This window comes from Streptomyces sp. Y7, from assembly GCF_043195415.1.
In the GTDB taxonomy this organism is placed as follows: Bacteria; Actinomycetota; Actinomycetes; order Streptomycetales; family Streptomycetaceae; genus Streptomyces.
Map to the genome: position 1 here is coordinate 97,943 of NZ_JBIDDQ010000005.1, position 24,635 is coordinate 122,577.

Here is a 24,635-nt window from a genome sequence, read left to right on the forward strand (position 1 = left end):
TCAACCACCGTCCCGTCCGCGGAAGGTGCTGCCCGAGTCCTGCCGGTACGGCGTGGCCTGCCAGCGCCCGAAGTCGAGCACCTGGCTCGGGTCGTGGGCGACGAAGGTCCACGGGCCGACGTAGACGTTGTCGTGCCAGCGGTTGTGCTGCTTGCGGGTGATCGCCTCGGAGACCCCCTCGCCCTGGTACGGCGACCAGTCCGGGTAGGTGCCGTAGTTGGCGAGGACCGCCATCCGGTCGCACTGCGCGGTGCACTTGACGACGGACTTGTCCAGCACGAAACGGTTGTCGTGAATGTCCACCCGCTGGGTCTTCCACCGGCAGTCGCCGTACAGCGGTGCCTTGGCGATCGCCGGTCTCGCGCAGCGGTCGATGTCCCGGACCAGCAGGGTGCAGTCACCCGACGAGGTGTTGGCTGGGCTGTTGCAGAACCGGTCGGCGTTCTCCCACAGGGTGATCCCGGACCAGTTGTTCTCCAGCACGTTCCGGTAGATCTCGATCTTGTCGGTGCGGGCCTTGATCCGTGGTTCGCCGCCGGACTCGGACACGTAGACCGTCGCGAACGGGAAGTTGTCGCCGCGTTCGGCTTCCCTGCGGCCCTCGACCCAGTTGTTGTGCCGGATCGTGTTGCCCCGGATGACCGCGTTGTAGCTGGTCTCGTAGATCAGGGCGGCACCGTCGTTGTCCTCGAGGAGGTTGTTCTCGATACGGAAGTCGTTGTTGTTGGTGTCCGCCCACAGCCCGGTTCCGCGGTTGTCGTGCACCCAGTTGCCCCGCACGTCGGCGCCGTCGACGGCCCAGAACTTGACGCCTCCGGTGCAGCCGCAGCCTTCCTTGCGCCGCTCCCAGTCGCCGGTGTTGTTGCCCGTGATCTCGTTGCCCTCGACCACCAGGCCGCGGAGACGGCCACCGGACTTGTACGCGTTCATTCCGTACTGGCCGTTGTCGCGCAGGCAGCTCGCACGCACTCGCTGCCGGGCACCGGCCATCAGTCCGGCACCGGAGTTGTCCTGGATCGTGGCGTGCTCGATCACCCAGCCGTCGGCAGAGTCGTGGTTGACCACGCCCTCGTCCGGCGGCGCGACGAAGTGCTGCACGGTCAGGTGGCGGATGGTGACGTCACGGGCGTCGCCGCCGAACGCGTACTGGTTCTTCTTCCGGCCGTCGAGCACCGCGCCCGGCGCTCCGAGGTAGCGGTTCCCCTCCTTGGGGACGACCTGGGCGTAGCGGTCCGGGTCGAGCCGGTGCTTGCCCGGGCGAAGCCAGAACGTGGTGTGCGCGGGGTTGCTCCTGGTCTTCGCGGCGAGGTCGCCGACCACCGCCGGGTCGACGGTCACCGCGCCCGCCGGTGCCGTCGCCGGCCCGGCCGCCGGCTCGGCGCACACCCGGGCCACGGCCGTGGACGACGGCGTGGCGGCCGGCTTCGCCCCGGCGTCCGACGTGCTGTCGCAGCCGGTCACCGCCAGCAGAGCCAGGGCCGACGCCGCCGCCCAGTGCTGCCTCATGATCCGCACGCGCCCCCCTGGCCGCGGAACCCGAGCACGGTGGTGAAGCCCTCCGTGCCGTCGGTGGTGCCGGTGCCGATCAGGGTGGTGCTGGGTTCCTTGCGTCCGAACCCGGGGGAGTACCAGCCCAGCGGCGGCTCGCTCTCACCGCGGTGCGCCCGCCAGTTCAGCCGCTCGGGCAGGTCGAGCACCGCGGACCGCTCCTCGCCGTCCCGGGTCCAGGTGAGCACGGCCCGGCTGCCCACCAGGTCCGCGGTGACCTCCGGGCCGAGGTGGAACGCCAGCCGCACCGCCCGGTTCGCACCCCGCACCTCGTCGATCACCCGGAGCTCCCGGCTCGCGGCCGTCAGCTCCACCCGGCGGCGGTGGACGGAGCCCTGGTAGCCGTCGTGCTCGGCGGACCAGCGGGCCACCCCCTCGTCGGAGGTGTCCGCCGTCAGGACGCGGCTGCGGGCATGCCGGGTCCACAGGAACGGGCCGCCGGAGACGGACTGGTCTGTGCCGTCCAGTTGCAGGGTGTTGTGGCCGAGGGTCGAGCGGAAGTACCGCCGCCACTCGGGCTGCCCGTGGTAGCAGTACGTCCCCGGGTCGGCGAGCACGTCGACGCCGTCGTGCCGGACCTCCACGGAGAGCGCGTCCGCGTGGGCGTGGGCGGCGATCGACAGGAAGCCGTGCGGGCCGCCGTCGCAGCGGCACCAGATCTCCTCCGGCCCGCGCAGGACGGTCATGCCCGCGTCCGCGAAGTGGGCCGGCCGGCGCGCCGGGCGGGTCACCTCGCCGACGTCGGCCCGGATCAGCGCGGCCAGCAGCGGGGTGCGCACATCGGTGCCGGTCACCGCCGGCCACCAGGCGAGCCGGCCGAACACGGCCTCTCCGGTGGCCAGCAGGGAGCCCCAGCGGTCGGTGCCCGCGCCGTCCACGATCAGGCCGTGACCGTCGTCCGCGTCGCCCTGGCGCGGCGGCCGCAGCCGGTTGTCCACGACGGCCGCGAGCGCGTCGGTCATCCGCAGCAGCACCAGCCGGACGGACGCGGGGACCGGTACGGACGCGGCATCCGCCTCGGCCACCGCGGCCAGGCCGAGTTCCAGGACGAGTCCGTGATACTCGGTGGCCAGCTCACGGTTGAGCCCGGAGCCGAAGGTGTTGGCGCGAAGGTGCCGGTCCAGCGACCGCAGGGCGTCGGCCCGCCAGCCGGCCGAGGACGGGAACCAGCCGAACGCGCAGGCCGCGGCGAATTGCCCGGCGGCCTCGGCGATGACGTGGTTGTTCGCCGACGAGCCCCGGCTGGGGAAGGCGGCCAGCCAGCGCTGGTGGTGCCAGATCTGGTTCCGCGCCACCGGGTTGTCCTCGAACAGTCCGGCCACGCCCGGCCAGCCGTCGAGCAGCCGGCGGATCCACACCCAGGAGAGCAGCCGGATCCCCAGCTCGATGCCGCTGATCCAGTGCACCCCGTGCAGCGGCGGGTTGGCCGCCCACCACGACCGCAGATGCTCGGCCACGCGCTCGGCGTACCGCTCGTCCCCGGTGATCGCGTAGGCGGCGGCGAGCACGGTCAGGTACTGGTGCCGGGACGGCTCCCAGATCTGCTTGATGTCCCCGACGGCGTCCTCGCTGCGGTACGGCACGTCGAAGGCGTAGCCCGCCGGAGCCCGGCGCCCGGTCTTCGGGTCGTACCACCAGTCCGGGTCGGCCAGGTCGTCACGGACCACCCCGAAGAACTCGGCGTGCCCGGCCATCAGCCGGTCCGCCTCGGCGATGAGACGTTTCGCGGCGTCCGGAGGCACCGCGGCGATCGTCCCGGCGGGCAGTACCGCGGTGAACCGGGCGCCGGTCACGGCCGGGCAGTCCGGCGGCGCCGACCGCCACCGCCGCCTGCGCAGCGCGTCGCCCGCCCGGCCGCCGACCTCGCGCGGTCCCATCCGGGACAGTCGCCGCAGGTACCAGCCCACGCTCATGGTCATCGCGCGCTCGCCAACGTCACGGGCGTGCCGCCGGCCAGGCCGGTCTGCACGGCGAGAGTGGCCGCCGTGGTGGCGACCAGCGACTCCAGCGGCACCGGCATGGGCCCGCCGGTCCGCACGGCCTTGACGAACGCGGCCAGCTCGGCGTTCTGCCCCTTGTCCCGGGCCTTGGGCAGCCGCGAACTGACCCACCGCTTGCGGTCGTACACCGAGGCGCGGACGAAGTCGTCGAGCCGCAGCACCTTGCCGTCCGCGACCAGGTCCAGCGTCTCCTTGGGGAAGCCGGGCGCACCGGTGGTGACATAGCTGATGGTGGCGGTGGACCCGTCCGGGTAGCGCAGCACGACCTGGAGGTCCTCGTTGCCGGCCGTGGCGACCGCGTACACCGACACCGGGTCGGCCCCCAGCAGCCAGCTCGCCGTGTCGATGAAGTGTCCGCCCTCCCCGGCGAACCGGGAGCCCTCGGTGCCCTGCTGGAGGTACCAGCTGCCGTGCGCGAGGCGGCCCGCGTTCACCAGGTAGCGCAGGCTCGCCGGACCGGTCCGGGCGCCGAACCGCTCCCTGGCCTCCTGCAGCAGCGGCGCGAACCGGCGGTTGAAGCCGACCTGCAGCCGGTCGTTGCCGGACTCCTCGACCGCCGCGAGCACGCCGGCCAGGTCGTCCTCGGTAAGCGCCAGCGGCTTCTCCACGAACACCGCCTTGCCCGCCAGCAGCGCCTTGCGGGTCAGGTCGGCGTGCGAGCTGTGGCGGGTCACCACGAACACCGCGTCGATGGACTTGTCGCCGAGGACCGCGTCGAGGTCGGTGGTCGCCTCGGCGAAGCCGAACTTGCGCTGCGCGTTGGCCCCGGACAGTGCCGTCGTGGTGACGACCGTCGACAGCTCGACGCCGTCACGCCGGGTCAGATGCGGCAGCAGCATCGACGTCGCGTAGTTGCCGGCGCCGACGAACGCGAGACGCACCGGCGAGTTGACGGTCCTGGCCGGGGTGGACACCGAGCCGCCGCGCGGCGGCACCGCGGGCACGGTCACCGACGGGGCCGGTGCCTCGACCGTGTGCTCGGGGTAGCGGAACAGCACGGCCACGGCCTTCAGATCGCCGTCCTTCAGGCTCCGGTACGTCTCGACGGCGTCGTCGAAGTCGGCGATGTGGGAGATCAGCGGCTCCACGTCGACGCGGCCGCGGGCGACGAGGTCGAGGAAGCACGCCAGGTTGCGGCGTTCCGTCCAGCGCACATAGCCGATCGGGTAGTCCCGCCCCTGAAGCTCGTACTCCGGGTCGTAACGCCCGGGGCCGTACGAACGGGAGAACCGGACGTCGAGCTCCTTCTCGTAGTACGCGTTCCAGGGCAGGTCCAGACGGCACTTGCCGATGTCGACGACCCGGCCGCGGTCCCGGCAGAGCCGGGCGGCCAGCTCGACCGGCTGGTTGCTGCCGCCGCCCGCGGCCAGGTACACCTGGTCCACGCCGTGACCGTCGGTGAGTTCGGCGACGGCGTTCTCCACCACCGCGGAGGCGGGATCGTCGCACGCCGCCGCACCCAGACGCTCGGCGAGCTCGCAGCGCGCCGGGTCGGGGTCCGCGCCGACGACACGGACCCCCGAGGCGGTGAGGAGCTGCACCACCAGCTGCCCGATCAGGCCGAGGCCGATGACCAGCGCCACCTCGCCGAGCTGCGGCTCGCCCTGGCGGACACCCTGCATCGCGATCGACCCGACGGTGCCGAAGGCCGCGTGCCGGGCGGCCAGGCCGTCCGGCACCGGGGCGTAGAGGTTCTTCGGCACCCAGTTCAACTCGGCGTGCAGCGCGTGCTCGTTGCCGGCGCAGGCCACGAGGTCGCCGACCTTCACGTCGTCGATGCCGCTGCCGACCTGCTCGACCACACCGCACAGCGAATAGCCGAGCGGAGTGTAGGAGTCCAGCTTGCCCATCACCTTGCGGTACGTGGCGGGCACCCCGTTGGTGGCCACGCTCTGCATGACCTTGGCCACCTGGTCCGGGCGGGAGCGGGCCTTGCCCAGCATCGACATGCCGGCCTCGGACACCTTCATCAGCTCGGTCCCGGTGGAGATCAGCGAGAAGGCGCTGCGGACCAGCACACCGCCCGGCTTGCACCCCGGCACGGGCACGTCGAGCACCGCCAGCTCGCCGCTCTTGTAGTTCTGTACAACCTGCTTCACCCGAACTCCTCTGATTCCTAAGCCGTTAACCGAGTGCTCTGGCCGGACCCAGAGGTCGCGTCGCGATACCAGTACTCGAGGGTCAGCACATGCCACAGATGCTTGGAGAAGTCCCGCTGCCCGGCGGCGTCCTCGGCGGCCATGCGGGCCAGGGCGTCACGCCGCAGCAACCCGGAGTTGACGAGCACGCCGTCATGGATCACCTCACGCACCAGCGGCGCCAGGTCCCGGCTCATCCAGGCCCGCAGCGGCGCGCTGAACAGGCCCTTGGGCCGGTACACGATCTCCCGGGGCAGGATCGAGGTGGCCGCCTCCTTCAGCACGGCCTTGCCCTGCCGTCCGACGATCTTGCGGTCACCCGGAATCGCGAACGCCGTCCTGACCACCTCGACGTCCACGTACGGCACCCGCACCTCGGTCGACGCGGCCATGCTGGAGCGGTCCGTGTACGTGAGGTTCAGTCCCGGCAGGAACATCCGGGCGTCGCCCAGGCACATCCGGTTGACGAAGTCGTCGAGGTCGTTGTCCTCGTAGACGTCCGCGTGCTCGGTCAGCACGTCCTCGACCGTCCCGGCCAGGTCCGGGTCGACCAGGGCGAGCAGTTCGTCCTGGTCGTACATGGTGTAGCTGCGCCGGAACGCGGTCTCCTCCGGCAGTTCGGCGAAGGAGAGGAACCGCTTGGCGAAGCGCACCGACCGGTACCCCCGGCGGGCCGAGGCGACCGGCAGCCGGTCCACCACCCCGGACACCCCGCGCCGCAAGGGCCGCGGGACACGCTGGTAGCGCAGCGCGAGCAGATTGGCCAGGTGCTTGCGGTACCCGGCGAACAGCTCGTCGGCGCCCATCCCCGACAGCATCACCTTGACCCCGGCCTCGCGGGCGGCCGAGCAGATCAGGAAGGTGTTGATCGCGGCGGGGTCGCCGATCGGCTCGTCCAGGGAGTACGTCATCTGCGGCAGCAGATCGAGCACGTTCGGGGCGATCTCGATCTCGTGCAGGTCGACACCGAACCGCTCGGCGACCTGCCGGGCGTAGCGCAGGTCGTCCGGCATCGCCTCGAACTTGGCGTCCTCGGCGCGGAATCCGATCGTGTAGGCGGAGATCCCGGGGCGGTGACGGGCCGCCAGCGCGGTCAGATAGCTGGAGTCGAGACCGCCGGAGAGGAAGGTCGCCACGGGCACGTCGGAGAGCAGGTGCCGGCGGGTCGACTCCTCCACGACGGCGGCGAGGTCGGGCCGCTCGCCGCTGCGGGCCCGCTCCCGGCCCTCGGCGGCGACGTCCTTCAGGTTCCAGTAACGGCCGCGCTCCACCTGGCCGTCGGGCCGGATCCGCAGCCAGCTCCCCGGCGCCAGCTTCTCCGCCTCGCGGAACGCGCACCGTGAGTCCGGCACCCAGTAGTACAGCAGCGACGCCACCAGCGCCGCATGGTCCACCTCCAGCGACCCGCCGGTCGCGGCGGCGAGCGCCTTGAGCTCGGAGGCGAACACCAGGCCCCCGCCGCGCCGGAGCAGGAACAGCGGCTTGATGCCCAGCTGGTCCCGGGCGAGGACCAGTTCACCGGTGCGCTCGTCGAAGATCCCGAACGCGAACATGCCGCGCAGCCGGGGCAGACAGTCCGTGCCCCAGCGTCGCCACGCCTCGAGGAGCACCTCGGTGTCGGAGGTACCGCGGAAGCGCACCCCGGCGGACACCAGCTCCGCGCGCAGCTCGGGAGCGTTGTACAGCTCGCCGTTGTACGTCAGGGCGAGGCCGTCCGAGACCATCGGCTGGGCGCCGGTCTCGGACAGGTCGATGATGGCCAGCCGACGGTGCCCGAGCTGGACTTCGCCGTCACCGGCGGGGTGGCCGTAGCGGCCCGCACCGTCGGGTCCGCGGTGGGCGAGGGTGTCGGTGAGCCGGTCGGTCACGGCTTTCCCGTCGGGCCAGCGGTAAGTGCCTGCGATGCCACACATGTCCTACCGCGCCTCCTGGTTGCTGTCCGGAACCCGTGTGGCCCACATCGGCTGCCGCTCCGGCTGCCTGCGGCCCGTCGCCTTCTGCCGGGCCAGCCGTTCGCTCTGGCCGCGCAGCGCGACGTGCAGCCCGTCCCACAGCGTGCCGTCGGTCCGGTCACGCGGATCCGGGTCGACGAGCACCACACCGATCACCGGGATGTGCTGGTCCGCGAGCTGCCGCGCCACGGTGTGCAGCCATGCGGCGCTGCCGTGCCCGGCCCGCACCACGAGCACCGTCTGGGTGCCGAGGTACTGCAGGTCGGTCCAGGCCGTGCCGGGCGCCACCGAGCCGACGCCGAGCAGGCGCTCCTGCGACGACACGGCCGCGGCACGCTCGCCGCTGACCACGGTGGGGTCCCCCGGCCGGGGGCGGCGGCCGGAGAACTGCGAGCCGGGCAGCCCGTCGACGAGGGAGACGGGCCCCTCGGCCGCCAGTGCCCTCGCCACGTCCAGGGCGATCAGGCTCGTGCCGCGCGCACAGCCCAGTTCCAGCAGCGACACCGGTTCCGCCGAGCCGCGTACCGTGCGGGCCAGCGACGCGGTGAGCCGTTCGCGTGCCACCCGGGTGCGGCGGCGCCGCCACAGCCTGCCCGACCGGCGGGGCAGCTCCGCGATGACCGAGGCACCCAGATGGGCCGCGATGTCCCGGCGCAGCACCGGGCGGTCCGCCACCACCGTGCCGACCGCGGCCAGCGCGAGCCCGAGGACGAGTCCGAGGACGAGGCCGATCGCGGCGTCGGTGGCGGCTGCCTTGGGCAGCGAGTGCCGCACCGCGCGCGCGGCGTCCACGATCTGCGTGCCGGCGACGACCTTGGGCGTGCCGGTGCGCGCCTCCGCGGCGCGCTGGTCGAAATCGGCGATCCGCGAGTTGAGTTCGGCCCGGCGGGCGAAGAGCGACTCGATGCTCGCCGACGCCCTCGGGTCGTTGTTCGGTGACTGGTCGCCGATCGCCCGGTTCACCTCGGCGAGCTCGTCCCGCATGCGGTCACGCTGGTCGAGCAGGGCCTTGGCCTCGGCCTGCGCGGTCTGCCGCATCCGCCTGACGTGGTCCGAGACGAACGCGTCGGCCAGCGCCTCGGCCCGGGCCACCGCCTCGGCGTCGCTGTCGCCGGTCACTTCGATCTGCAGCAGGTTGTTGGTCAGGCCGGTGCCCCGGTAGTCCCGCATGAAGTCCTCGGGCTTCTCGGAGGAGTTCAGGGACCGCAGTGCCATGCCGGCGACCCGCGTGGTCTGCAGCAGCGCGACGTCGGTGCGGATCAGGGTTCCGGTGTCGTTGGGCTGGTCCTCCTTGTGGGAGACCAGCACCTTGGTCACCGCGGTGGGCGGCGGCGGCAGCAGGACCGCCACCGCCGCGCCGGCCAGCAGGCCGAGGAGCGCCATGGCGGACCACAGACGGCGGCGTCTGCGGACAGACACCACCAGACCCTGGAGGTCGATGAGGGGAACGGCGGCCGGCGACTGCGGCGTCGGGTCGGTGCTCATGCCGGACCTCCCGTCGCTCGGCCGTGCCCGGCGAGCGCCCAAGTGGCGTCGTCCGCAGGCCGGTCGGCGCTGCGGGCGGGGTGCGACCGGACCGCGCCGGCGACGACGACGCCGACGACCTCGTGCCGGCCGTCCGCGCACGCCTCGGCGATGCCGGCGAGTTCCTCCGCCGTCCGGCTGCCCGCGCTGAGGACGACCAGGGCGCCGGACTCGGTGTCGCGGTCCGGCACCATCGGCCGGTCCACCGAGACCTCCACCATCCGCAGCAGCGGATCGTTCTCGGCCTCGGCGACGAGCCGGCCGGCGGCCCGGCGGGCGATCTCGTCGCCGTGCGGTACGACGACCAGCAGCCGACGGGGGGCCGGCAACAGATCCCGGACGCGGGCGCACACCCGGCCGTAGCGGATCCGTCTGCCGTCCTCGTCGCCGGATCTCTGCGGGGCCGGCAGGTCCCACCGGGTGTCGATGCCGAGGAGCCGGCGGAACCGGGCCGGTGGGCCGCCGTCCTGCGGCCGGTGCCCGCGACGGTCCTCGGGCACGTCGACCGTGCCGAGCAGCGCCGTGCCCAGCGTCGCGGCGATCTCCCCTTCGGAGCGCAGCCTGCGGTTCATCCGTGCGGCGACGAGATGGCCGACGACCGCGAGCAGGAAGAACAGCAGGGCCCCGCCGACGACGAGCTGCGTCCTCGTCGGCGGTGCCTCGCCGGTCGGCCGGGTGGCCGGGCCCATGACGATCAGTCCGGCCTTGTCGTTGGCCGGGTCGGCCTCGTCCAGCTTCGTCATGGCCTCTTCCAGCGAGGTGCGCAGCTTCTCGAGCATGGTGCGGGCCTGCACGCTCTCCACGGTCCGCCCGGGATCAGCGGCCTCGGCCAGGTCGCTGATACGGCGGTTGGTCTCCTCGACCTGCTTGCGCAGCGCCTCGGGCCCCGTGGCCGTTCCGGGGCCGGTGCCGCCGCCCGCGATCCGCTCGGCGAACGTGACGAATTCCTGGGCCACCCGGTCGGAGAGCCGCTGTGCGCGCTCCGGGGTGTCGGCCGTACCGGAGATCTTGATGATGTTGCCGTCGGCGGCCTTGGCGGCCACCCGGTCCCGCATCTCGTCGCTGCTGACGCCGGTCCAGCCGAGGGCGTCGGCCGCGCGGTCGACGACCGTCGAACTGGTGGCGAGGTCCACCTGGGTCAGCAGCTCGCGTTCCTCCCACTGCCCCGGCAGCAGAACCGATGCCGACGCCGTGTAACGCGGAGGGAACACCACCGAGGTGCCGTAACCGATCAGTGCGCCCGTCACGGCGACGACGGCGAGAAGCCGCCATCGCCGACGGAGTATCCGCCCGACGGTGACCAGGCGGATCGTGTCTTCGCTCAACTGCGCTGCCTCTTCCCTGTGCGGACCCGGCCGCCCGCCGACACCGGAGTGCGGCCACGGCACGCGGCGGTATAGGCGGCGAGCAGCGACGCTTGCGAGTTCTGCCAGGAGAGCGGCCCGCTGATCCGCTCCTGACCGATCTTGCCCATCTCGGCCCGCTTCTCCGGGTCGTCCATCAACTCCGCGACGAGTTCGGCGAATCGGGCCTCGTCGTTGGCCGGCGCGTAGACGGCGGCGTCACCGGCGGAGACCCGCGCCTCCTTCAGGTCGAACGAGACGATCGGCCGGCCCATCGCCATGTACTCCAGGACCTTGTTCATGGTCGACACGTCGTTGAGCGGATTGCGCGGGTCGGGGGAGAGGCACACGTCCGCGGTGGACAGGTAGCGCACCAGGTCGGCGTCCGGGATGCGCCCGGTGAACTGCACCTGCTCGGTGAGACCGAGCTGCCGGGACAGTTCCACCATCGCGTCGAAGGCGTCGCCGGCACCGACGAACACCGCGTGCCAGTCGGTCCGTCCGAGCTCGTCGCGCAGCTTCGCCAGGGCGCGCAGGGCGTAGTCGACGCCGTCCTGCGGGCCCATGACGCCCAGATAGCACAGCAGATGCGGCTTGCCGCGCTTCAACTCCGGCTCGGGCGGGACCGGTTGGAACCGGTCGACCTGGGGTGCGCTGCGCACCACGAAGACGTCCTCGGCGCTTCGGCCGCCCCGGCGGATCGCGACGTCCCGGTAGCTCTCGTTCGTGGCGAGCACGATGTCGGCGGCCCGGTAGGTCCGCCGTTCCAGCGCGCACACGGCGCGGTAGAGCAGGTCCTCACCGCGGTCGAACCGCGAGAGGTACAACTCCGGCACCAGGTCGTGCTGGTCGAAGACGAACTGCGCGCCGCGCCGCCTGAGCCACCGTGCCGCCAGGAACAGCAGGTCGGGCGGGTTGCAGGCGTGGACCACATGGACCGGGCCGACCTTGCGGGCCAGCCGGGCCGTGTGCCACAGCGCCGAGCCGTACTCCCGCAGATAGCCGGCCGGTCCTCCGGTGGCCGCCTTCAAGGGGTACCGGTGGATCCGCACCCCGTCGATCAACGCCTCCGGTTCGGTGTCCCGCTTCTCCCCCCGGGGACATATGACGTGCACCTCCCAGCCCGCGTCGCGCAGGGTCGTGCACTCCTGCCACACCCGCCGGTCGAACGGCACCGACAGGTTCTCCACCAGGATCAGCGCGCGTCGCCCCGACCCCTCACCACTGATCGCGTTACCAGGCAAGGCCCATGTATCCCGGTTCGGTCCGGCGCGTCTCGGCGTCGGGAAGGCGTATGAGGTCGACTATCACCGGGCCGCCGCCATGGGGCAGCGCCGCGAGGACGGCCGGGTCCCTGGTTCCGACCAGGGCCACCTCGGCGTGTTCGAGCACCTCCTCGACGGAGTCCGCGAGCAGTTGCGCGAGGTGCGGCAGCCGGGTCTCGATGTACTCGCGGTTCGCGCCGAGCAGCCGGGAGAGGCTGACGTTGGCGTCGTGGATCCGCAGGTCGTACCCCTTGCCGTGGAGCCTTTCCGCCAGTTCGACGAGCGGGCTCTCGCGGAGGTCGTCGGTGCCGGGTTTGAAGGACAGCCCGAACAGGCCGATCCGGCGCTTGCCGGTGCGTTCGACCAGCTCCACCGCGCGTTGCAGATGGTCGGAGTTGGAGGGCAGCACATGGGAGAGGATGGGCACCGAGACGTCGGCCCGCTGCGCCGCGTGGACCAGGCTGCGCAGGTCCTTGGGCAGGCAGGAGCCGCCGAAGGCGAAGCCGGGCCGCAGATAGGCGGGGCTGATGTTCAGCTTGCGGTCGGCCAGGAACACGTCCATCACCTGGTGCGAGTCGACCCCGAGCGCCTGGCACACCGCGCCCAGCTCGTTGGCGAAGCCGATCTTGAGGCCGTGGAAGGCGTTGTCCGCGTACTTGATGGCCTCGGCCGTCGGGATCGGCACCCGGAACACCTCGCCGGGCAGGCCGTCGTACAGCGCCAGCACCGCGTCGCCGCTCGTCGAGTCGAGTTCGCCGATGACGGTCTTGGGCGGGTCGAAGAAGTCCCGCACGCTCGTGCCCTCGCGCAGGAACTCCGGGTTGACGGCCACGCCGATGTCCACGCCGGCCGTGCCGCCGACGTACTTCTCCAGAATCGGTACCAGCAGGTTCAGGCAGGTGCCCGGCAGCATGGTGCTGCGGAAGACGACGGTGTGCCGGCCGCCCCGCTCCGCCAGCGCGCTGCCGATCTGCTCGGTGACCCGCTCCAAGTACGTCGTGCACAGGCTGCCGTTGGGCTCCGACGGCGTACCCACGCAGACCAGCGACACGTCGCTGCCCATGATCGCCTCGCGGACGTCGACGGTGGCGCGTAATGCTCCGGTCCGTACGACGTCGGCGATGAGTTCGCCGATCCGCTCCTCGACCACCGGGGCCTTGCCGTCGTTGACCAGGTCGACCTTCACCTGGTTCACGTCGACCCCGATGACCTCGTGACCCATGCTGGCCAGGCACGCGGCCGACACACAGCCCACGTAACCGAGCCCGAAAACGCTGACTCTCATCTCCCGTTCCTCCCCCCAGGCAGGCCCTCGTGGCCTGCGGTCCGCGCGCCGGCCGGACGTCCGTCCGCGCGCATCAGTAGGCCCCCTGGCCGTAGAGCACCGCCCGCAGCGTCTTCCACAAGATCACTGTGTCCAGGGCGAGCGACCAGTCCTCCACGTACCGCAGGTCCAGGCGGACCGCCTCCTCCCACGGCAGGTCGCTGCGTCCGCTGATCTGCCACAGCCCGGTGAGTCCGGGCTTGACCAGCAGCCGCCGCCGGATGTCCGGGCCGTAGGCCGCGGACTCCTCCGGCAGCGGAGGCCGCGGACCGACGAGCGACATCGATCCGCTGAGTACGTTGAAGAGCTGCGGGAGCTCGTCGATCGAGTACCGCCGCAGCACCGCCCCCACCCGGGTCACCCGCGGATCCCGGCGGAGCTTGAACAGCAGCCCCGCACCCTCGTTGCGGTCGGCCAGCGCGGCACGTGCCCCGTGCGCCCCGGCGACCATGGTGCGGAACTTGAGGATGGTGAACTCGCGGCCGCCCTTGCCGACCCTGCGCTGGCGGTAGAACACCCCGCCCCGGCTGTCCATCAGCACGAGCAGCCCGACGAGCGCCATCAGCGGTGCGAACATCACCAGGAGCACGGCCGCGCCCACCCGGTCGACGACCTCTTTGATCGCCCGGCGCCCACCGGTGAAGGCCGGCATGCTGACCCGCAGCAGCGGTATCCCGAGCACCGCGTCGACGTGCAGCCGCGGGCCGGCCACCTCCATCAGCACGGGGGCCACGACCATCTCGGCGTCGCTGCCCTCGAGGTTCCAGGCCAGCCGTTGCAGCCGGTCCGGTGTCCAGTGCGGGTCCGGGGTGACCGCGACGACACGGTAGCCGTCGTGCTCGACGTACTTGGCGACGTCCGTCAGCCGGCCCACCACCGGCACTCCGTCCAGCTGGTCGCCGTCGAGCCCGCGACCGTCCGTCGTACACACGCCGTCCACGCGCCATCCGAGGTGCGGGAACTTGCGGGTACGGCTGATCAGGTCGCGCACGGTGGCCGGGCTCCCGGCGGCGAGCACCGGTCTGAGGCACCGCCCTTCCTTGCGCTGTCTGTGCAGGGAGATGCGCAGCAGATACCGCGTGGTCATGGTGACGAGGGCGATCGCGGGGATCGCGACGAAGATCCAGAGCTTGATGTTGCGTGAGGTGAGGGCTATCCCGCCGAGCGCGAGCACAACGGTCGCCGTGAACAGTGAGCGGCCGAGCCGGCGGAATTCCTCGGCGCCCTGGCCGAGCACGGCGGGGGCCCATGACCGGCTCACCGCGAGTGTTCCGAGCACCAGCAGCTCGGTGCCGAAGGCGAGGATTCCCCATTTCTCGTGCCAGTTGGCCGCGTCCCGGGCCCCGAAGAAGTTGCCTATCGCCGCCACCACGAGGGCGGTGGACACGGTGTCGCTGATGATCACGGAACGGCGGTACCGCTGTTCCCAGTCGCTCGCGGGCCGGGTCGTCGACCCGTTCGCCAGACGCCCCCGCGCCGACCGAAACGGCTCGACTAATTCCCCCTGTTGCACTGGACCCCCCCAGTTCGCCAGTCGTCCGACGAGTGCGCCGAACACTGTTCTCTCCCGGGAGACGCCCCTGCCCCCCGTGCCGCGCCGTTCCTCCCCTCGGGAGGCCCCCGCCTCCCGCGCACATGACATCCCGGCTACTTCAGCGCTGTTGGACAACTCCCCCTGGCGGCAACGGAGTCGCACGTCCGGCCACGCTCACGGGGTGCGCGGAAGCCCTGGAGACCTCGGGTGCTCCCCGCACCCGAGACCCCTGCCGGGCCTCAAGAATTGATCATCCCCACGCGTGGCGCGGGGGACGCGACTGCTGGCTCTTTGTGACGCCGGACGTACGAATCATTGTTGGTCGCCTCGTGTCCGATCAGCTGAAGCACGGTCAATCTAGACCATCGGGACCAGAATTGAGGAGGGGATGTGTGTAATTTGTGTTCAAGCTTTGGGACAGGATCCACCGGCTGGTGACGGCCTGCGGAAGGCTTGACAGCGGCACGTCGGGTGCCGCAAGTCGCGGAGGGCGTCGACGGTCCGCAAGAGCGTCACGATGAGGGCGTTCTCGCAGGTGAAGCCGTCCATCGGGGTCGGGCGGCGCAGTTGCTCGCGGTACGGCGCGGGCTCCGCGAAGTGGGCGGCGGCGGGCGTCTGGCCGCCGGCCCCGTCCAGATCTTGCCCGGTGTCACGTGGCCGAAGTAGGCGGGCCCCGTCGGTCGTCTTCCCGGTGGCGTTCCACAGCTCTCGCACAGACTGACAGCCGCCGCTCGTCAGGAGCCTCAGGGCGCGGGCGCGGGAGTGTGCGGGAACGCGGCCGAGAGATCGGCCTCGACGCGGGCGGCGCACTCGCGCAGCGCGGGCAGCAGGGCGTCCCTGCTGTGTTCGGGCGGCTCGGGGCCGGCGTGCAGCGCGATGTTCAGGGCTGCCGCGGCGCGCCCGGTGCGATCCCTGACCGGTACGGCCAGTGACCGCAGCCCGGCCTCCAACTCCTGCTCCACCAGGGCGAATCCATCACGGGCGGCCCGGTCGAGAGCGGCGGCGAGCGCCGTGTGCGAGGTGAGCGTGTACGAGGTCAGGGCCCGCGGCTGCGCGTCCCGGATCCGCTCCCGCCGCTCGGCCTCTGGCAGGTCCGCGAGCAGGACCCGGCCCATGGACGTGGCGTAGGCGGGCAGCCGGGTACCGGGTGTGATCCGGGCACTGGTGATCTGCTCGGTGGCCACGCGGGCGACGTAGCGGACCTCGGCACCGTCCAGCACCGCGAGCGAGGCGGACTCCCGCACCTGTGCGACCAGGTCGGCGAGATGCGGCTGGGCGATCTCGGCGAGGGTCAGGGTGGACAGCCGCGCGTATCCCAGCTCCAGGACGCGCGGGGCGGGCAGGAACCGGCGCCCGTGCTGGTCCACGTACGACAGCTCGCGCAGGGTCAGCAGGTTGCGGCGGGTGCTGGGGTACGACAGCCCGGCGGCCTCCGCGGCCTCGGCGAGGGTGAGTCCGCCGGGTTGCCGGCCGAGCGCGGTCAGCACGGCCAGGCCCCGGGCCAGCGCCTGCAGGAACGACGGGCCCAGTTCGGACTTGGCGTCGGTGTAGGCGGGCGTGGCGGGCGGCGCCGCCCCGGACGGGATGCCGGAGGTGTCGTACAGCGCCAGGGCGATGTCCTCGGCGGCTTCGGTCATCGCGGTCAGGGCGTGCTCGCGCAGCTGGTCGGCGCTGTGCCGGCTGGTGTGGGCGAGCACGCTGATCGCGCACACGGGCCGCCCGTCCGGCGCCCGCACCGGGACCGACAGCGCGACCAGGCCGGGGGCCACGAGCTGGTCGTCCAGCGCCCAGCCGGCCGCGGCCGTGCGCGCGGTCCAGGCGGTGAAGTCAGCCTCCGCCTGTTCGGGGCGGGGCGCGGCGCTGCGGGTGGGAACGGCCGGGAACCCCGCGTCGAGCGGGTCGGCGGCGTGCCGGGCCCGCCAGGTCTCGTACGTGTCCGGGGTCCAGGCGGTGGCGAGGACGGCGCCGGCCGCGCAGCGCTCGGCGGGCAGCAGATCGCCGACGCGGAAGCCCAGGGGGATCATCCGGCCGGGCGGGACGGCCGTACCGACGATCCGGGCGTCGCATCCGTCGAGGACGATCGCCGAGACCGACTCGTCCAGCGTCCGGGTCAGCCGTTCCAGGCTCGGTCGCAGCGCCCGGGCGTAGCCGCTCGCGTCGAGGTAGGCGTTGCCGAGTTCCATCAGGCGCGGTGCGAGCGTCAACGCGCGTCCCTCGGCGCGCAGATGGCCGAGATGGACCAGGGTGGCGGCGACCCTGTCGACGGCCGAGCGGGCCAGGCCCGTGGCGCGGGCCAGGTCGCCCGGCCGCATCGGCTCCGTCGAGGCGGCCATGATCCGCAGCATCGCCAGACCGCGCTCCAGCGGGCCGACGGCCTCCAGGCCGGATGCCTCCGCCTCGTCGGACGTCACCGATCTCCTCCCGTGCTTCCTGCTTCCCGGCGCATCAGGCCGTTCTCCTGCCCGTCGTCAGGAGAACGCTACCGGCCATTGACAGCCGTCACAGGGTCCCGCAGACTCGGCTCACTCGCTGAATGAATGATAGTTCACTCAGCGAAAAAGTATCGAGTCGGTCGGGTGCGCCGCGGTGGATGCGCGCACCTGACCCCACCCCCTCCCCGCCCTTCCCCGAGGACTCCCATGAGCACTTCCGCCCAGAGCCGCGCGGACCTCGTGCGGCACACCGGCTACGAGTTCGCCCTCACCACCGTGCTTCTCTTCGCCGTGGTCAGCCTGGTCCGCTGGCTCGCCCTCCCCGGGTCCCCGCTGGCGATCACCGACCCGCACGCCCTGTTCGCCGTCGCGGGAGTCGCGGTCGCGGCACTGATAGCGGCGCTGATGTACTCGCCTCCCGGCCGCGCGTCCGGCGGCCACCTCCACCCCGGCGTCACCGTCTTCCTGTGGGCGTGCGGCCTCTTCCCCCGCCGCGCGGTCCTCCCCTACATCGCCGCCCAGCTCGCCGGATCCGTGGCCGGAACCGCGCTGGCCGGGGGCGTCTGGGGCGAACCCGTGCGGCAGATCGGCCACGCCGCCGTGCACCCCGCGGCCGGGACCGGCCCGGTCGAGCTGTTCCTCATCGAGGGCGGCGCACTCGCCGCGGTCTTCGTGGCGGTCACCCTGGTCATGGCGAGACCCGCGCTGCGCGGACTGATCCCGGCGGTCATCGGAGTCGGTGTCGGCGTGGTCATCGCCACCCTGGGCACCGTGACCGGCGCGAGCATCAACCCCGCGCGTGCCTTCGGCCCGGCCCTGCTCTCCGGCCACCACGAGCACTTCTGGAACTACATGATCGCGCCGCTCGTCGCCCCGGCGCTGGTCGGCCTCGCCCACCGGGCGCTGACCCCGCGCGGAACACCGAAGGCGTCGCCGTCCGAGGCGTGAGCCGTACAGGCACGCCCTCCCGGCATCCGCCGCCCCCCAACCCCTCGCTCTCATCCCGTACTTCAGGAGCAGCACCATGTCCGTCACACGAGGACTGATCATCAACGGCCGGGAGGTCGCCGCCTCCTGCGGGCGCACCGCGTCCGACATCAACCCCTGGACCGGTGCCGTCTGCGCCGAGGTCGCCGCCGGCACACCGGACGACGTACGCCGGGCCGTGGACGCCGCCGACGCCGCGTTCGAGTCCTGGGCCGCGACCAAGCCGGCCGAGCGCCGCCGGATCTTCCTGCGTGCCGCACAGCTGATGGGCGAACGCGCGGAAGAAGTGGTGCGGTTGATGGCCGAAGAGGTCGGCGGCGTCGCGCCCTGGGCCGGCTTCAACGCCCGCCTGGCCGCCGACATCCTGCTGGAGGCGGCGGCGGAGGTCACCCGGCCGACCGGCCGGATCCTCGCGACCGACGCCGACGGCGTTCACTCCGCCCAGGTACGGGTGCCGAAGGGAGTGATCGCCGCGATCTCGCCCTGGAACGCGCCGGTCATCCTCGGCGTCCGCGCGGTCGCGATGCCGCTCGCGATGGGCAACACCGTGGTGATGAAGCCGAGCGAGGACGCGCCCCTCGCCTGCGGGCTGCTGATCTCGGACGTCCTGCACGAGGCCGGCCTGCCCGCCGGCGTGCTCAACGTCGTCACCAACGACCGCGCCGACGCCGCCGAAGTGGTCTCCGCGCTGATCGCCGACCCCCGGGTACGGATGGTCAACTTCACCGGTTCCACCGAGGTCGGCCGCGCCATCGGCGTCCAGGCCGCCCGGCACCTCAAGCCCGCCGTGCTCGAACTCGGCGGCAAGAACGCCCTGTTGGTGCTGGAGGACGCGGACGTCGACTACGCGGTGGACGCCGCGGTGTTCGGCTCCTTCATGAACGCGGGCCAGATCTGCATGTGCGTGGACCGGGTCATCGTCCATCGCGCCGTGGCCGACGCGTTCACCGCGAAGTTCGCCGACCGCGTCCGGGCGCTGCCGTGCGGCGATCCGAGCGACGCGGGCACGGCGGTCGGCCCGGTGGTCAACGCCGCCGCCGCTCGCCGGATCTCCGCTCTGGTGAAGGACGCGGTCGCGAACGGCGCCCAACTCGCGGCGGGCACCGGCGAAACAGAGGAGCGCGGCACCCTGATCCGGCCGGTCGTACTGACCGGTGTCACCCGCGAGATGAAGATCTACTACGACGAGATCTTCGGCCCCGCGACGGTCGTCCACGTCGTCGACGGCATCGACGAGGCCGTGGCCCTGGCCAACGACACCCCCTACGGGCTGACCGCCGGCGTCATCACCGAGAACCTGGCGACGGGCCTCGAGGTCGCGGGCCGCCTGCGTACCGGCATCGTCCACGTCAACGACCAGTCCATCGCGGACGAGCCGCAGGCACCCTTCGGCGGAGTGAAGAGCTCCGGCTACGGACGCTTCGGTGGGCAGGCGGGCGCTGAAGCGTTCACCGACACCCGCTGGATCACCGCGCAGGCCGTCGGGCACGCCCACTACCCGATCTGAACCGAGGAACCCGCCCCGTGAGCCCGGCCCGGGGACTCACACCGGAGGTGCCGTCCCCGCCTGCTCGCTGACCATGTACCGCGCGTACCAGTCCGGCCAGTCGGGGTCCTCCGCCCCCGTGCGGGCCTCGTGTTCGCCGTGGGCCGCGGCAGCCCGGCGCAGGGCGCCCGCCAGGTCCTGGGACGAGGAGAAGTCCGTGGTCGCCGGGTCCAGGCGGCCCGGGAGTCTGCTGGTGATCTCCTGCAGCACCCAGCCGTTGCCGTCCGGGTCGTCGAACGACAGGAAGGAGCCGTAGCTGCCGTGTTCCGGGTCGGGGCCGGGGACCCGGGCGTCGGTCCCGCCGTGGTGGAAGACACCGCCGGAGTCGTGGAACACCTCGCTCGGGTCGGCGCCGTTGCGCTGCAGTTCGGTGTGGGCGGCCTCGATGTCGTCGACCACCAGGTGCAGGCCCCGGGCCGAGCCGGGTGCCTGCTCGGTCACGGACGTACCGAAGATGACCGACGCCGGTGAGCCGGGCGGGGTCAGCTGGAGCACCCTGAAACCGCCGTCCTGGGCGATATCCGCGTCGAGTCTCCAGCCCAGCGCCGTGTAGAACTCCTTGGCCCGGTCGACGTCGGCCACCGGGACCACGACGACCTCCAGTTTCATGTCCATGGTGTGGCTCCTCGTGTCGGAGGACGGCTGCGACGACGGACGCCGGTCGTGGGCCGATCAGTGCGCGACGAGCTGCTGGCCGCCGTCGATGTCGTAGGTGGCACCGGTGAGGGCGCCGTTGGTCATGATGTGCAGGGCCAGGGCGGCGACGTCCGCCGGTCCGACCACCCGGCCGATGGGCAGTGTGCTCCTCAACTGCTCCCGGCGTGCCTCCAGTCGGTCGCCCAGGAGGGAGGCCGACAGGGGGGTGTCCACGAAGCCGGCCGCGATGAGGTTGACCCGGACCGGGGCGAGCTCCAGTGCCAGGTTCGCGGTCAGCGCCGGGAGCGCCGCGGTGAGGGCGCCCGTCACGGCCATCCCGAGCGCGGGCCGCCGGGCGCCGGTGCCGCCGATGAACAGCAGCGCTCCGCCGGCCCTGACCTTCTCCCGGCTCGCTCGCGCCGCCGCGAGCAGCATCGCGAGACGCCCGCCGAAGTCACGCCCGCCGGCGGACAGGTCGAGGTCGGACAGGGGCGAGTACACCGGGCTGCCCGCCGTCACCAGGACGTGGTCGATCTGCCCCGGCAGGTCGAGCAGGAAGCGCTCCATGCGCTCGGGGTCCATGGCGTCGAACGCGGCCGTGCTCAGCGGGTTCAGTTCGTCCGCCGCCCGCTGCAGACGTTCGGCGTCGCGAGCCGCGAGCACCACCTCGCCGCCGGCGGCACGCACCTGTCGCGCGGTCTCCAGACCGATACCCGAGCTGCCGCCCACGATCACGACCGTCTGCCCGGCCGGCCCTCCGGATGCCGGAGGGACTCCCTCTCCTGCTCGGGGGCTCGCGTTCACAGGAGGTCACCACCGTCCGCATGGGGTTTCCGGGCGTACTCTCGTGCCCCCTCGGCGGCGGCAGGAGGCGGTGTCGCGTCCTCCGCCACGGGCTGCCCGGCCCGAGACCCCAGTCTGTCACCCGTCCGGCCGAGTCGCACCCGGGCCGGACGCCGGCCGCCGGCCGTGGCCGCGAGGGATCACGGGGCGCCCCGGTCGGGCAGCTCCTCCGCGATCCGGGACTCGTGGTCCGTCTCGGTGCCGAGGGCGAACTCGCGTGCGTAGGCGGCCTCGTCGAACGTGTCGCGCAGACGGCCGGCGATGCGTTCCACGTCGCCCCGTTCGGCGGGAGGGTGCGGAGCGCCGGCGCGTTCCCTGGTCGCCGCCGCGGTGCCGAGCAGGCGGATCGCCCGCAGCGGTGACCCGGCCAGGGAGTACGCGCCCGCCAGTCCTTCCAGGGCCAGGGCGACCGAGCGGGGGTCCGTCGTCGTCGCGGCGGCCTTGAGGCCGTCCCGGTGGTGTGCGAGGGCGCCCTCGGCGTCGCCGCGCTGTTCGGCGATGAAGCCCAGCTCGGCCAGGACCAGCGCGAGGCCCGGACCGTCGCCGCGCCGCCGGTTCCAGGCGAGCCAGGGCCGCAGCCACTCCTCGGCGGCGGCGAGCCGGCCCTGACGCCGGGCGCTCAGCGCGAGGCCCAGCGCGGCGAACTGCTCGGCGGGCTGGTTGCCCTGTTCGGCGGCGATCCGCAGGGCACGCGTGTGCAGGTCGTCGGCCTCGTCGCTGCGCCGCGTGAGCAGGGCGATCCTGCCGAGACCCGACAGCTTCGCCGACATCTCGGGCCACATCTCCAGGGCCTGGGTGATCCGCAGGCTCTCCCTGTGCAACCGGGCCGCCCGGTCGTAGTCGCCGTTGATCTCGGCGAGCCTGCCGAGCAGGTCGGCCGTCTTCAACCGGCCCCACAGGTCGCTCAGTTCCGCGAAGTGGACGCGGGCCTCCTCGGCGTTGCCGCGCAGCCCCTCCAGGTCGCCGCGCGCCAGGGCGAAACAGGCACGCGTGGTCAGCGAGGCGGCCATGCCCCACGCGTCGCGCAGGGTGCGGAAGCGGGCGAGGACGTGCTCGACCCGCTTCTCGCCCTGGGCCAGCGCCCCCACGGTCCACTGCGCGTGCGCCAGGAACCACTGGGCTCTGGTCGACTCCGGGCCGGACTCGGGCGGGTACTCCTCCGGAGCGTCGCACCCCCGGTCGTGCTCGCCGAGCAGCAGGCGGATGCCCGTGTACCAGAAGACGGCCTCCACGCGTTCCTCGGGCGCGGCGTCGCCCGGCGTGTCCAGGGCCGTCGCCAGCGCTCTGCCGGCCTCGCCCAGCCTGCCCCGGACGTACCAGTACCAGGTCAGCGAGTTGACCAGGCGCAACGCCTCCTGCGCCGCCCCGGCGCGCGCCGCCTCGGCCAGCGCGCGCTGCACATTGCCCGCCTCCGGGTCGAGATACTGGAACCACCGGGCCTGCTCCCGCTCGTGCAGATGCGGCCGGGCGCGCTCGGCGAGGCTGACGCAGTGACGCAGATGACGGGCGGCGGTCCCGGCGTACTCGCCGGACTCGGTGAGCCTGTCACGCGCGTAGACCGCGACCGACTCCAGCAACCGGTAGCGCGGACCGTGCGGGCCGTCGGTGCGGACGGCCAGAGAGCGCTCCACGAGCAGGCTCAGTGCGTCCAGTACGTCCGCCGGGGACACACCGTCGCCGGAGCACACCTCCTCGGCGGCCCGCAGCCCGCATCCCTCGCTGAACATCGACAGCCGGCGCAGCACGGTCCGCTCCCGGACGTCGAGCAGGCCCCAGCTCCAGTCGAGCGTGGCCTGGAGCGTCCGATGCCGTGAAGGGGCGTCGCGGTAACCGCTGTTGAGGACCCGGAAGCGGTCGTCGAGCCGGTCGTGCAGCTCCCGGATCCCCAGCGACCGCACACGGGTGGCGGCCAGTTCGAGGGCGAGCGGGATGCCGTCCAGGCGCCGGCACACATCGGCGACGAGCGGGGCGGTGGTCGCGTCGAGCACGAAGTCCGGGTCCGTCGCGGTGGTCCGGTCGACGAAGAGACGGACCGCGCCCGCGCTCGCCAGCGCCTCGAGGTCCGGGCCGTCGACCGGGGGCAGCGACAACGGCGCCACCGGGTAGACCGTCTCGTCCCGGGTGCGCAGCGGTTCCTGGCTGGTCGCCAGGATGTGCAGATACGGCGCCCTGCTCAGCAGGACACCGGCCAACCGGGCGACGGCCTCCACGACATGCTCGCAGTTGTCCAGCACGAGCAGCAGCCGCCGGCCCGCCAGGGCGTTCGCGAGACGGTCCGTCGGGCCCGCGCAGCCGTCGTCCGAGATGTTCTCCCGGATTCCCAGCGTCGCCATCACCTGCTCGGCCAGCGACTCCACGCCGGCGAACCGCTCCAGGCCCCCGGTGTCCGCCAGTTCCACCAGCCAGGTGCCCTCGGCGAAGGCGCCCGCCATGCTCTGTGCCGTGGCCTGCGCGAGACGCGTCTTGCCGACCCCGCCCGGGCCGGTGAGTGTCACCAGACGGCGCCGGGAGAGCAGCGTCCGGATCGCCCGGACGTCCTCTTCGCGGCCCACCAGCGGCGAGGCCGAAGTCGCGGGTTCCGGCGCCACCACCACGGCCGCCGACGTTACGGACGGCTCCGGCCGGGCCAGGACCGGGTCGTGACGCAGGATGGCCTGTTGCAGCGTCTCCAGCGGCGGCCCGGGCGTGAGTCCCAGCTCCTCGTCGAGCCGGCGCCGCAGATCGTTGAAGTGGTCGAGCGCGTCGGAGGAGCGGCCCGCCTGGTACAGCGCCCACATCAGCGCGCCCCGCAGCCCCTCACGCAACGGGTGCTGCTCCACCAGCTCGGTCAGCTCGCCGACCAGCAGGCTGTGCTCGCCCAGCTCCAGCCTGACCCCGGCGTGCTCCTCCACCGCGGTGAGGCGCTCCTCCTCCAGGCTCCCCGCCGTCGGCCGTACGCACGGCTGATCCGCGAACTCGGCGAAGGCGGGGCCGCGCCACAGCGCCAGCGCCTCGGTGTAGGAAGCGGACCGCTGCACGGGGTCCTCGACGGCCCTGGCCCGGGTGACCAGTTCGCGGAACCGGCCGGCGTCCAGCGCGCCGGCGGCGATGTCCAGGACGTATCCGGGCGCCCGGTGCGCGACCAGGTCACGGGCGCCCGGCTCCGCGTCCTGGAGCGCGCGCCGCAGCTGGGACACCTTGGCCTGGAGCGAGGCGGTCGGCCGGGCCGTGAACGTCGAGCCGCCCCACAGGTCCTCGATGAGCCGGCCCGCCGGGACGACCTGCCCCTGATGCGCGAGCAGATCGGCGAGGAGCATGCGGACCTTGACTTCGGGCACCCGCACGAGACGTCCCTCGTCCGTGCGCACCTCCAGCGGTCCCAGCACCCCGAATTCCATGATCTCAGCGTAACCGGCCGCCGCACGGCGTGACTTGTGACGAAAGGGCCTCGGCCATCCTTCCGAAGTGCGTCGACGCGGCAATTGTGAAGTCGTCCGAAGCGAATCCGAATGCGTCCGAAGCGCATCCGAAGGGGCAGATGCCAGCCTTCCCGGAGAAATTCGGTCCGGCACGCGGGGTGCGCC

At 72.5% G+C, this 24,635-nt stretch carries 15 protein-coding genes; 2 read left to right on the top strand and 13 right to left on the bottom strand.

The genetic code is table 11. The features are described 5' to 3' along the window. The 10 genes from ACGFW6_RS16030 to ACGFW6_RS16075 form a co-directional block, all read right to left on the bottom strand. The gene (locus tag ACGFW6_RS16030; protein ID WP_393509105.1) at positions 1-1,506 is read right to left on the bottom strand and encodes a right-handed parallel beta-helix repeat-containing protein; all 1,506 of its coding nucleotides are present in this window, start codon (positions 1,504-1,506) and stop codon (positions 1-3) included. Then, positions 1,503-3,467: an alginate lyase family protein gene (locus tag ACGFW6_RS16035; protein WP_393509108.1), complete on the bottom strand. Its 1,965-nt coding sequence runs from the start codon at positions 3,465-3,467 to the stop codon at positions 1,503-1,505. Before ACGFW6_RS16035 ends, ACGFW6_RS16030 begins: the two co-directional genes overlap by 4 nt. Then, positions 3,464-5,647 carry a bi-domain-containing oxidoreductase gene (locus ACGFW6_RS16040; RefSeq protein WP_393509111.1) on the bottom strand — a complete coding sequence of 728 codons (2,184 nt, stop codon included), beginning with the start codon at positions 5,645-5,647 and terminating at the stop codon, positions 3,464-3,466. The genes ACGFW6_RS16035 and ACGFW6_RS16040 overlap by 4 nt, the downstream gene beginning before the upstream one ends. Positions 5,648-5,664: 17 nt before the next feature. Further along, positions 5,665-7,599, bottom strand: coding sequence for an asparagine synthase (glutamine-hydrolyzing) (gene asnB / locus ACGFW6_RS16045; protein WP_393509114.1), 1,935 nt, complete (start codon positions 7,597-7,599; stop codon positions 5,665-5,667). A gap of 3 nt (positions 7,600-7,602) precedes the next feature. Then, positions 7,603-9,123, bottom strand: a complete 1,521-nt coding sequence (locus ACGFW6_RS16050) for a Wzz/FepE/Etk N-terminal domain-containing protein (RefSeq protein ID WP_393509117.1) — start codon at positions 9,121-9,123, stop codon at positions 7,603-7,605. Next, positions 9,120-10,487, bottom strand: a complete 1,368-nt coding sequence (locus ACGFW6_RS16055) for a Wzz/FepE/Etk N-terminal domain-containing protein (RefSeq protein WP_393509119.1) — start codon at positions 10,485-10,487, stop codon at positions 9,120-9,122. Before ACGFW6_RS16055 ends, ACGFW6_RS16050 begins: the two co-directional genes overlap by 4 nt. Continuing rightward, entirely contained in the window at positions 10,484-11,749 is a 1,266-nt protein-coding gene (locus ACGFW6_RS16060) for a glycosyltransferase family 4 protein (protein WP_393509122.1), read from the bottom strand. Before ACGFW6_RS16060 ends, ACGFW6_RS16055 begins: the two co-directional genes overlap by 4 nt. Next, entirely contained in the window at positions 11,739-13,055 is a 1,317-nt protein-coding gene (locus tag ACGFW6_RS16065; protein ID WP_393509125.1) for a nucleotide sugar dehydrogenase, read from the bottom strand. Before ACGFW6_RS16065 ends, ACGFW6_RS16060 begins: the two co-directional genes overlap by 11 nt. Before the next feature lie 73 nt (positions 13,056-13,128). Then, on the bottom strand, positions 13,129-14,607 hold the full coding sequence (locus ACGFW6_RS16070) for a sugar transferase (RefSeq protein WP_393509883.1): 1,479 nt from the start codon (positions 14,605-14,607) through the stop codon (positions 13,129-13,131). Positions 14,608-15,371: 764 nt separating this feature from the next. Beyond that, a complete protein-coding gene (locus tag ACGFW6_RS16075; protein ID WP_393509128.1) occupies positions 15,372-17,039 on the bottom strand; it encodes an IclR family transcriptional regulator C-terminal domain-containing protein in 1,668 nt (555 codons plus the stop codon). 228 nt (positions 17,040-17,267) lie between these two features. Here ACGFW6_RS16075 and ACGFW6_RS16080 point away from each other — a divergent pair, with 228 nt between their 5' ends. Beyond that, complete coding sequence (locus tag ACGFW6_RS16080; RefSeq protein WP_393509131.1) at positions 17,268-18,008, top strand: aquaporin; 741 nt, start codon at positions 17,268-17,270, stop codon at positions 18,006-18,008. 76 nt (positions 18,009-18,084) lie between these two features. Continuing rightward, positions 18,085-19,554, top strand: a complete 1,470-nt coding sequence (locus tag ACGFW6_RS16085; RefSeq protein ID WP_393509134.1) for an aldehyde dehydrogenase family protein — start codon at positions 18,085-18,087, stop codon at positions 19,552-19,554. Positions 19,555-19,590: 36 nt separating this feature from the next. On the opposite strand, the gene ACGFW6_RS16090 is transcribed toward ACGFW6_RS16085, so the two are convergent. The 3 genes from ACGFW6_RS16090 to ACGFW6_RS16100 form a co-directional block, all read right to left on the bottom strand. Beyond that, positions 19,591-20,208, bottom strand: a complete 618-nt coding sequence (locus ACGFW6_RS16090; protein ID WP_393509137.1) for a VOC family protein — start codon at positions 20,206-20,208, stop codon at positions 19,591-19,593. 57 nt (positions 20,209-20,265) lie between these two features. Further along, positions 20,266-21,033 carry an SDR family oxidoreductase gene (locus ACGFW6_RS16095; protein ID WP_393509140.1) on the bottom strand — a complete coding sequence of 256 codons (768 nt, stop codon included), beginning with the start codon at positions 21,031-21,033 and terminating at the stop codon, positions 20,266-20,268. A gap of 179 nt (positions 21,034-21,212) precedes the next feature. Further along, the gene (locus ACGFW6_RS16100) at positions 21,213-24,449 is read right to left on the bottom strand and encodes a BTAD domain-containing putative transcriptional regulator (protein WP_393509143.1); all 3,237 of its coding nucleotides are present in this window, start codon (positions 24,447-24,449) and stop codon (positions 21,213-21,215) included. Between the last annotated feature and the right edge of the window lie 186 nt (positions 24,450-24,635).

What these genes read in the sequence shown, in the direction of transcription:
- ACGFW6_RS16030 (WP_393509105.1), bottom strand. Translation starts at nt 1,506, where the DNA reads ATGAGGCAGCACTGGGCGGCGGCGTCGGCCCTGGCTCTGCTGGCGGTG.
- ACGFW6_RS16035 (WP_393509108.1), bottom strand. Translation starts at nt 3,467, where the DNA reads ATGACCATGAGCGTGGGCTGGTACCTGCGGCGACTGTCCCGGATGGGA.
- asnB (WP_393509114.1), bottom strand. Translation starts at nt 7,599, where the DNA reads ATGTGTGGCATCGCAGGCACTTACCGCTGGCCCGACGGGAAAGCCGTG.
- ACGFW6_RS16050 (WP_393509117.1), bottom strand. Translation starts at nt 9,123, where the DNA reads ATGAGCACCGACCCGACGCCGCAGTCGCCGGCCGCCGTTCCCCTCATC.
- ACGFW6_RS16065 (WP_393509125.1), bottom strand. Translation starts at nt 13,055, where the DNA reads ATGAGAGTCAGCGTTTTCGGGCTCGGTTACGTGGGCTGTGTGTCGGCC.
- ACGFW6_RS16080 (WP_393509131.1), top strand. Translation starts at nt 17,268, where the DNA reads ATGAGCACTTCCGCCCAGAGCCGCGCGGACCTCGTGCGGCACACCGGC.
- ACGFW6_RS16085 (WP_393509134.1), top strand. Translation starts at nt 18,085, where the DNA reads ATGTCCGTCACACGAGGACTGATCATCAACGGCCGGGAGGTCGCCGCC.
- ACGFW6_RS16090 (WP_393509137.1), bottom strand. Translation starts at nt 20,208, where the DNA reads ATGGACATGAAACTGGAGGTCGTCGTGGTCCCGGTGGCCGACGTCGAC.
- ACGFW6_RS16100 (WP_393509143.1), bottom strand. Translation starts at nt 24,449, where the DNA reads ATGGAATTCGGGGTGCTGGGACCGCTGGAGGTGCGCACGGACGAGGGA.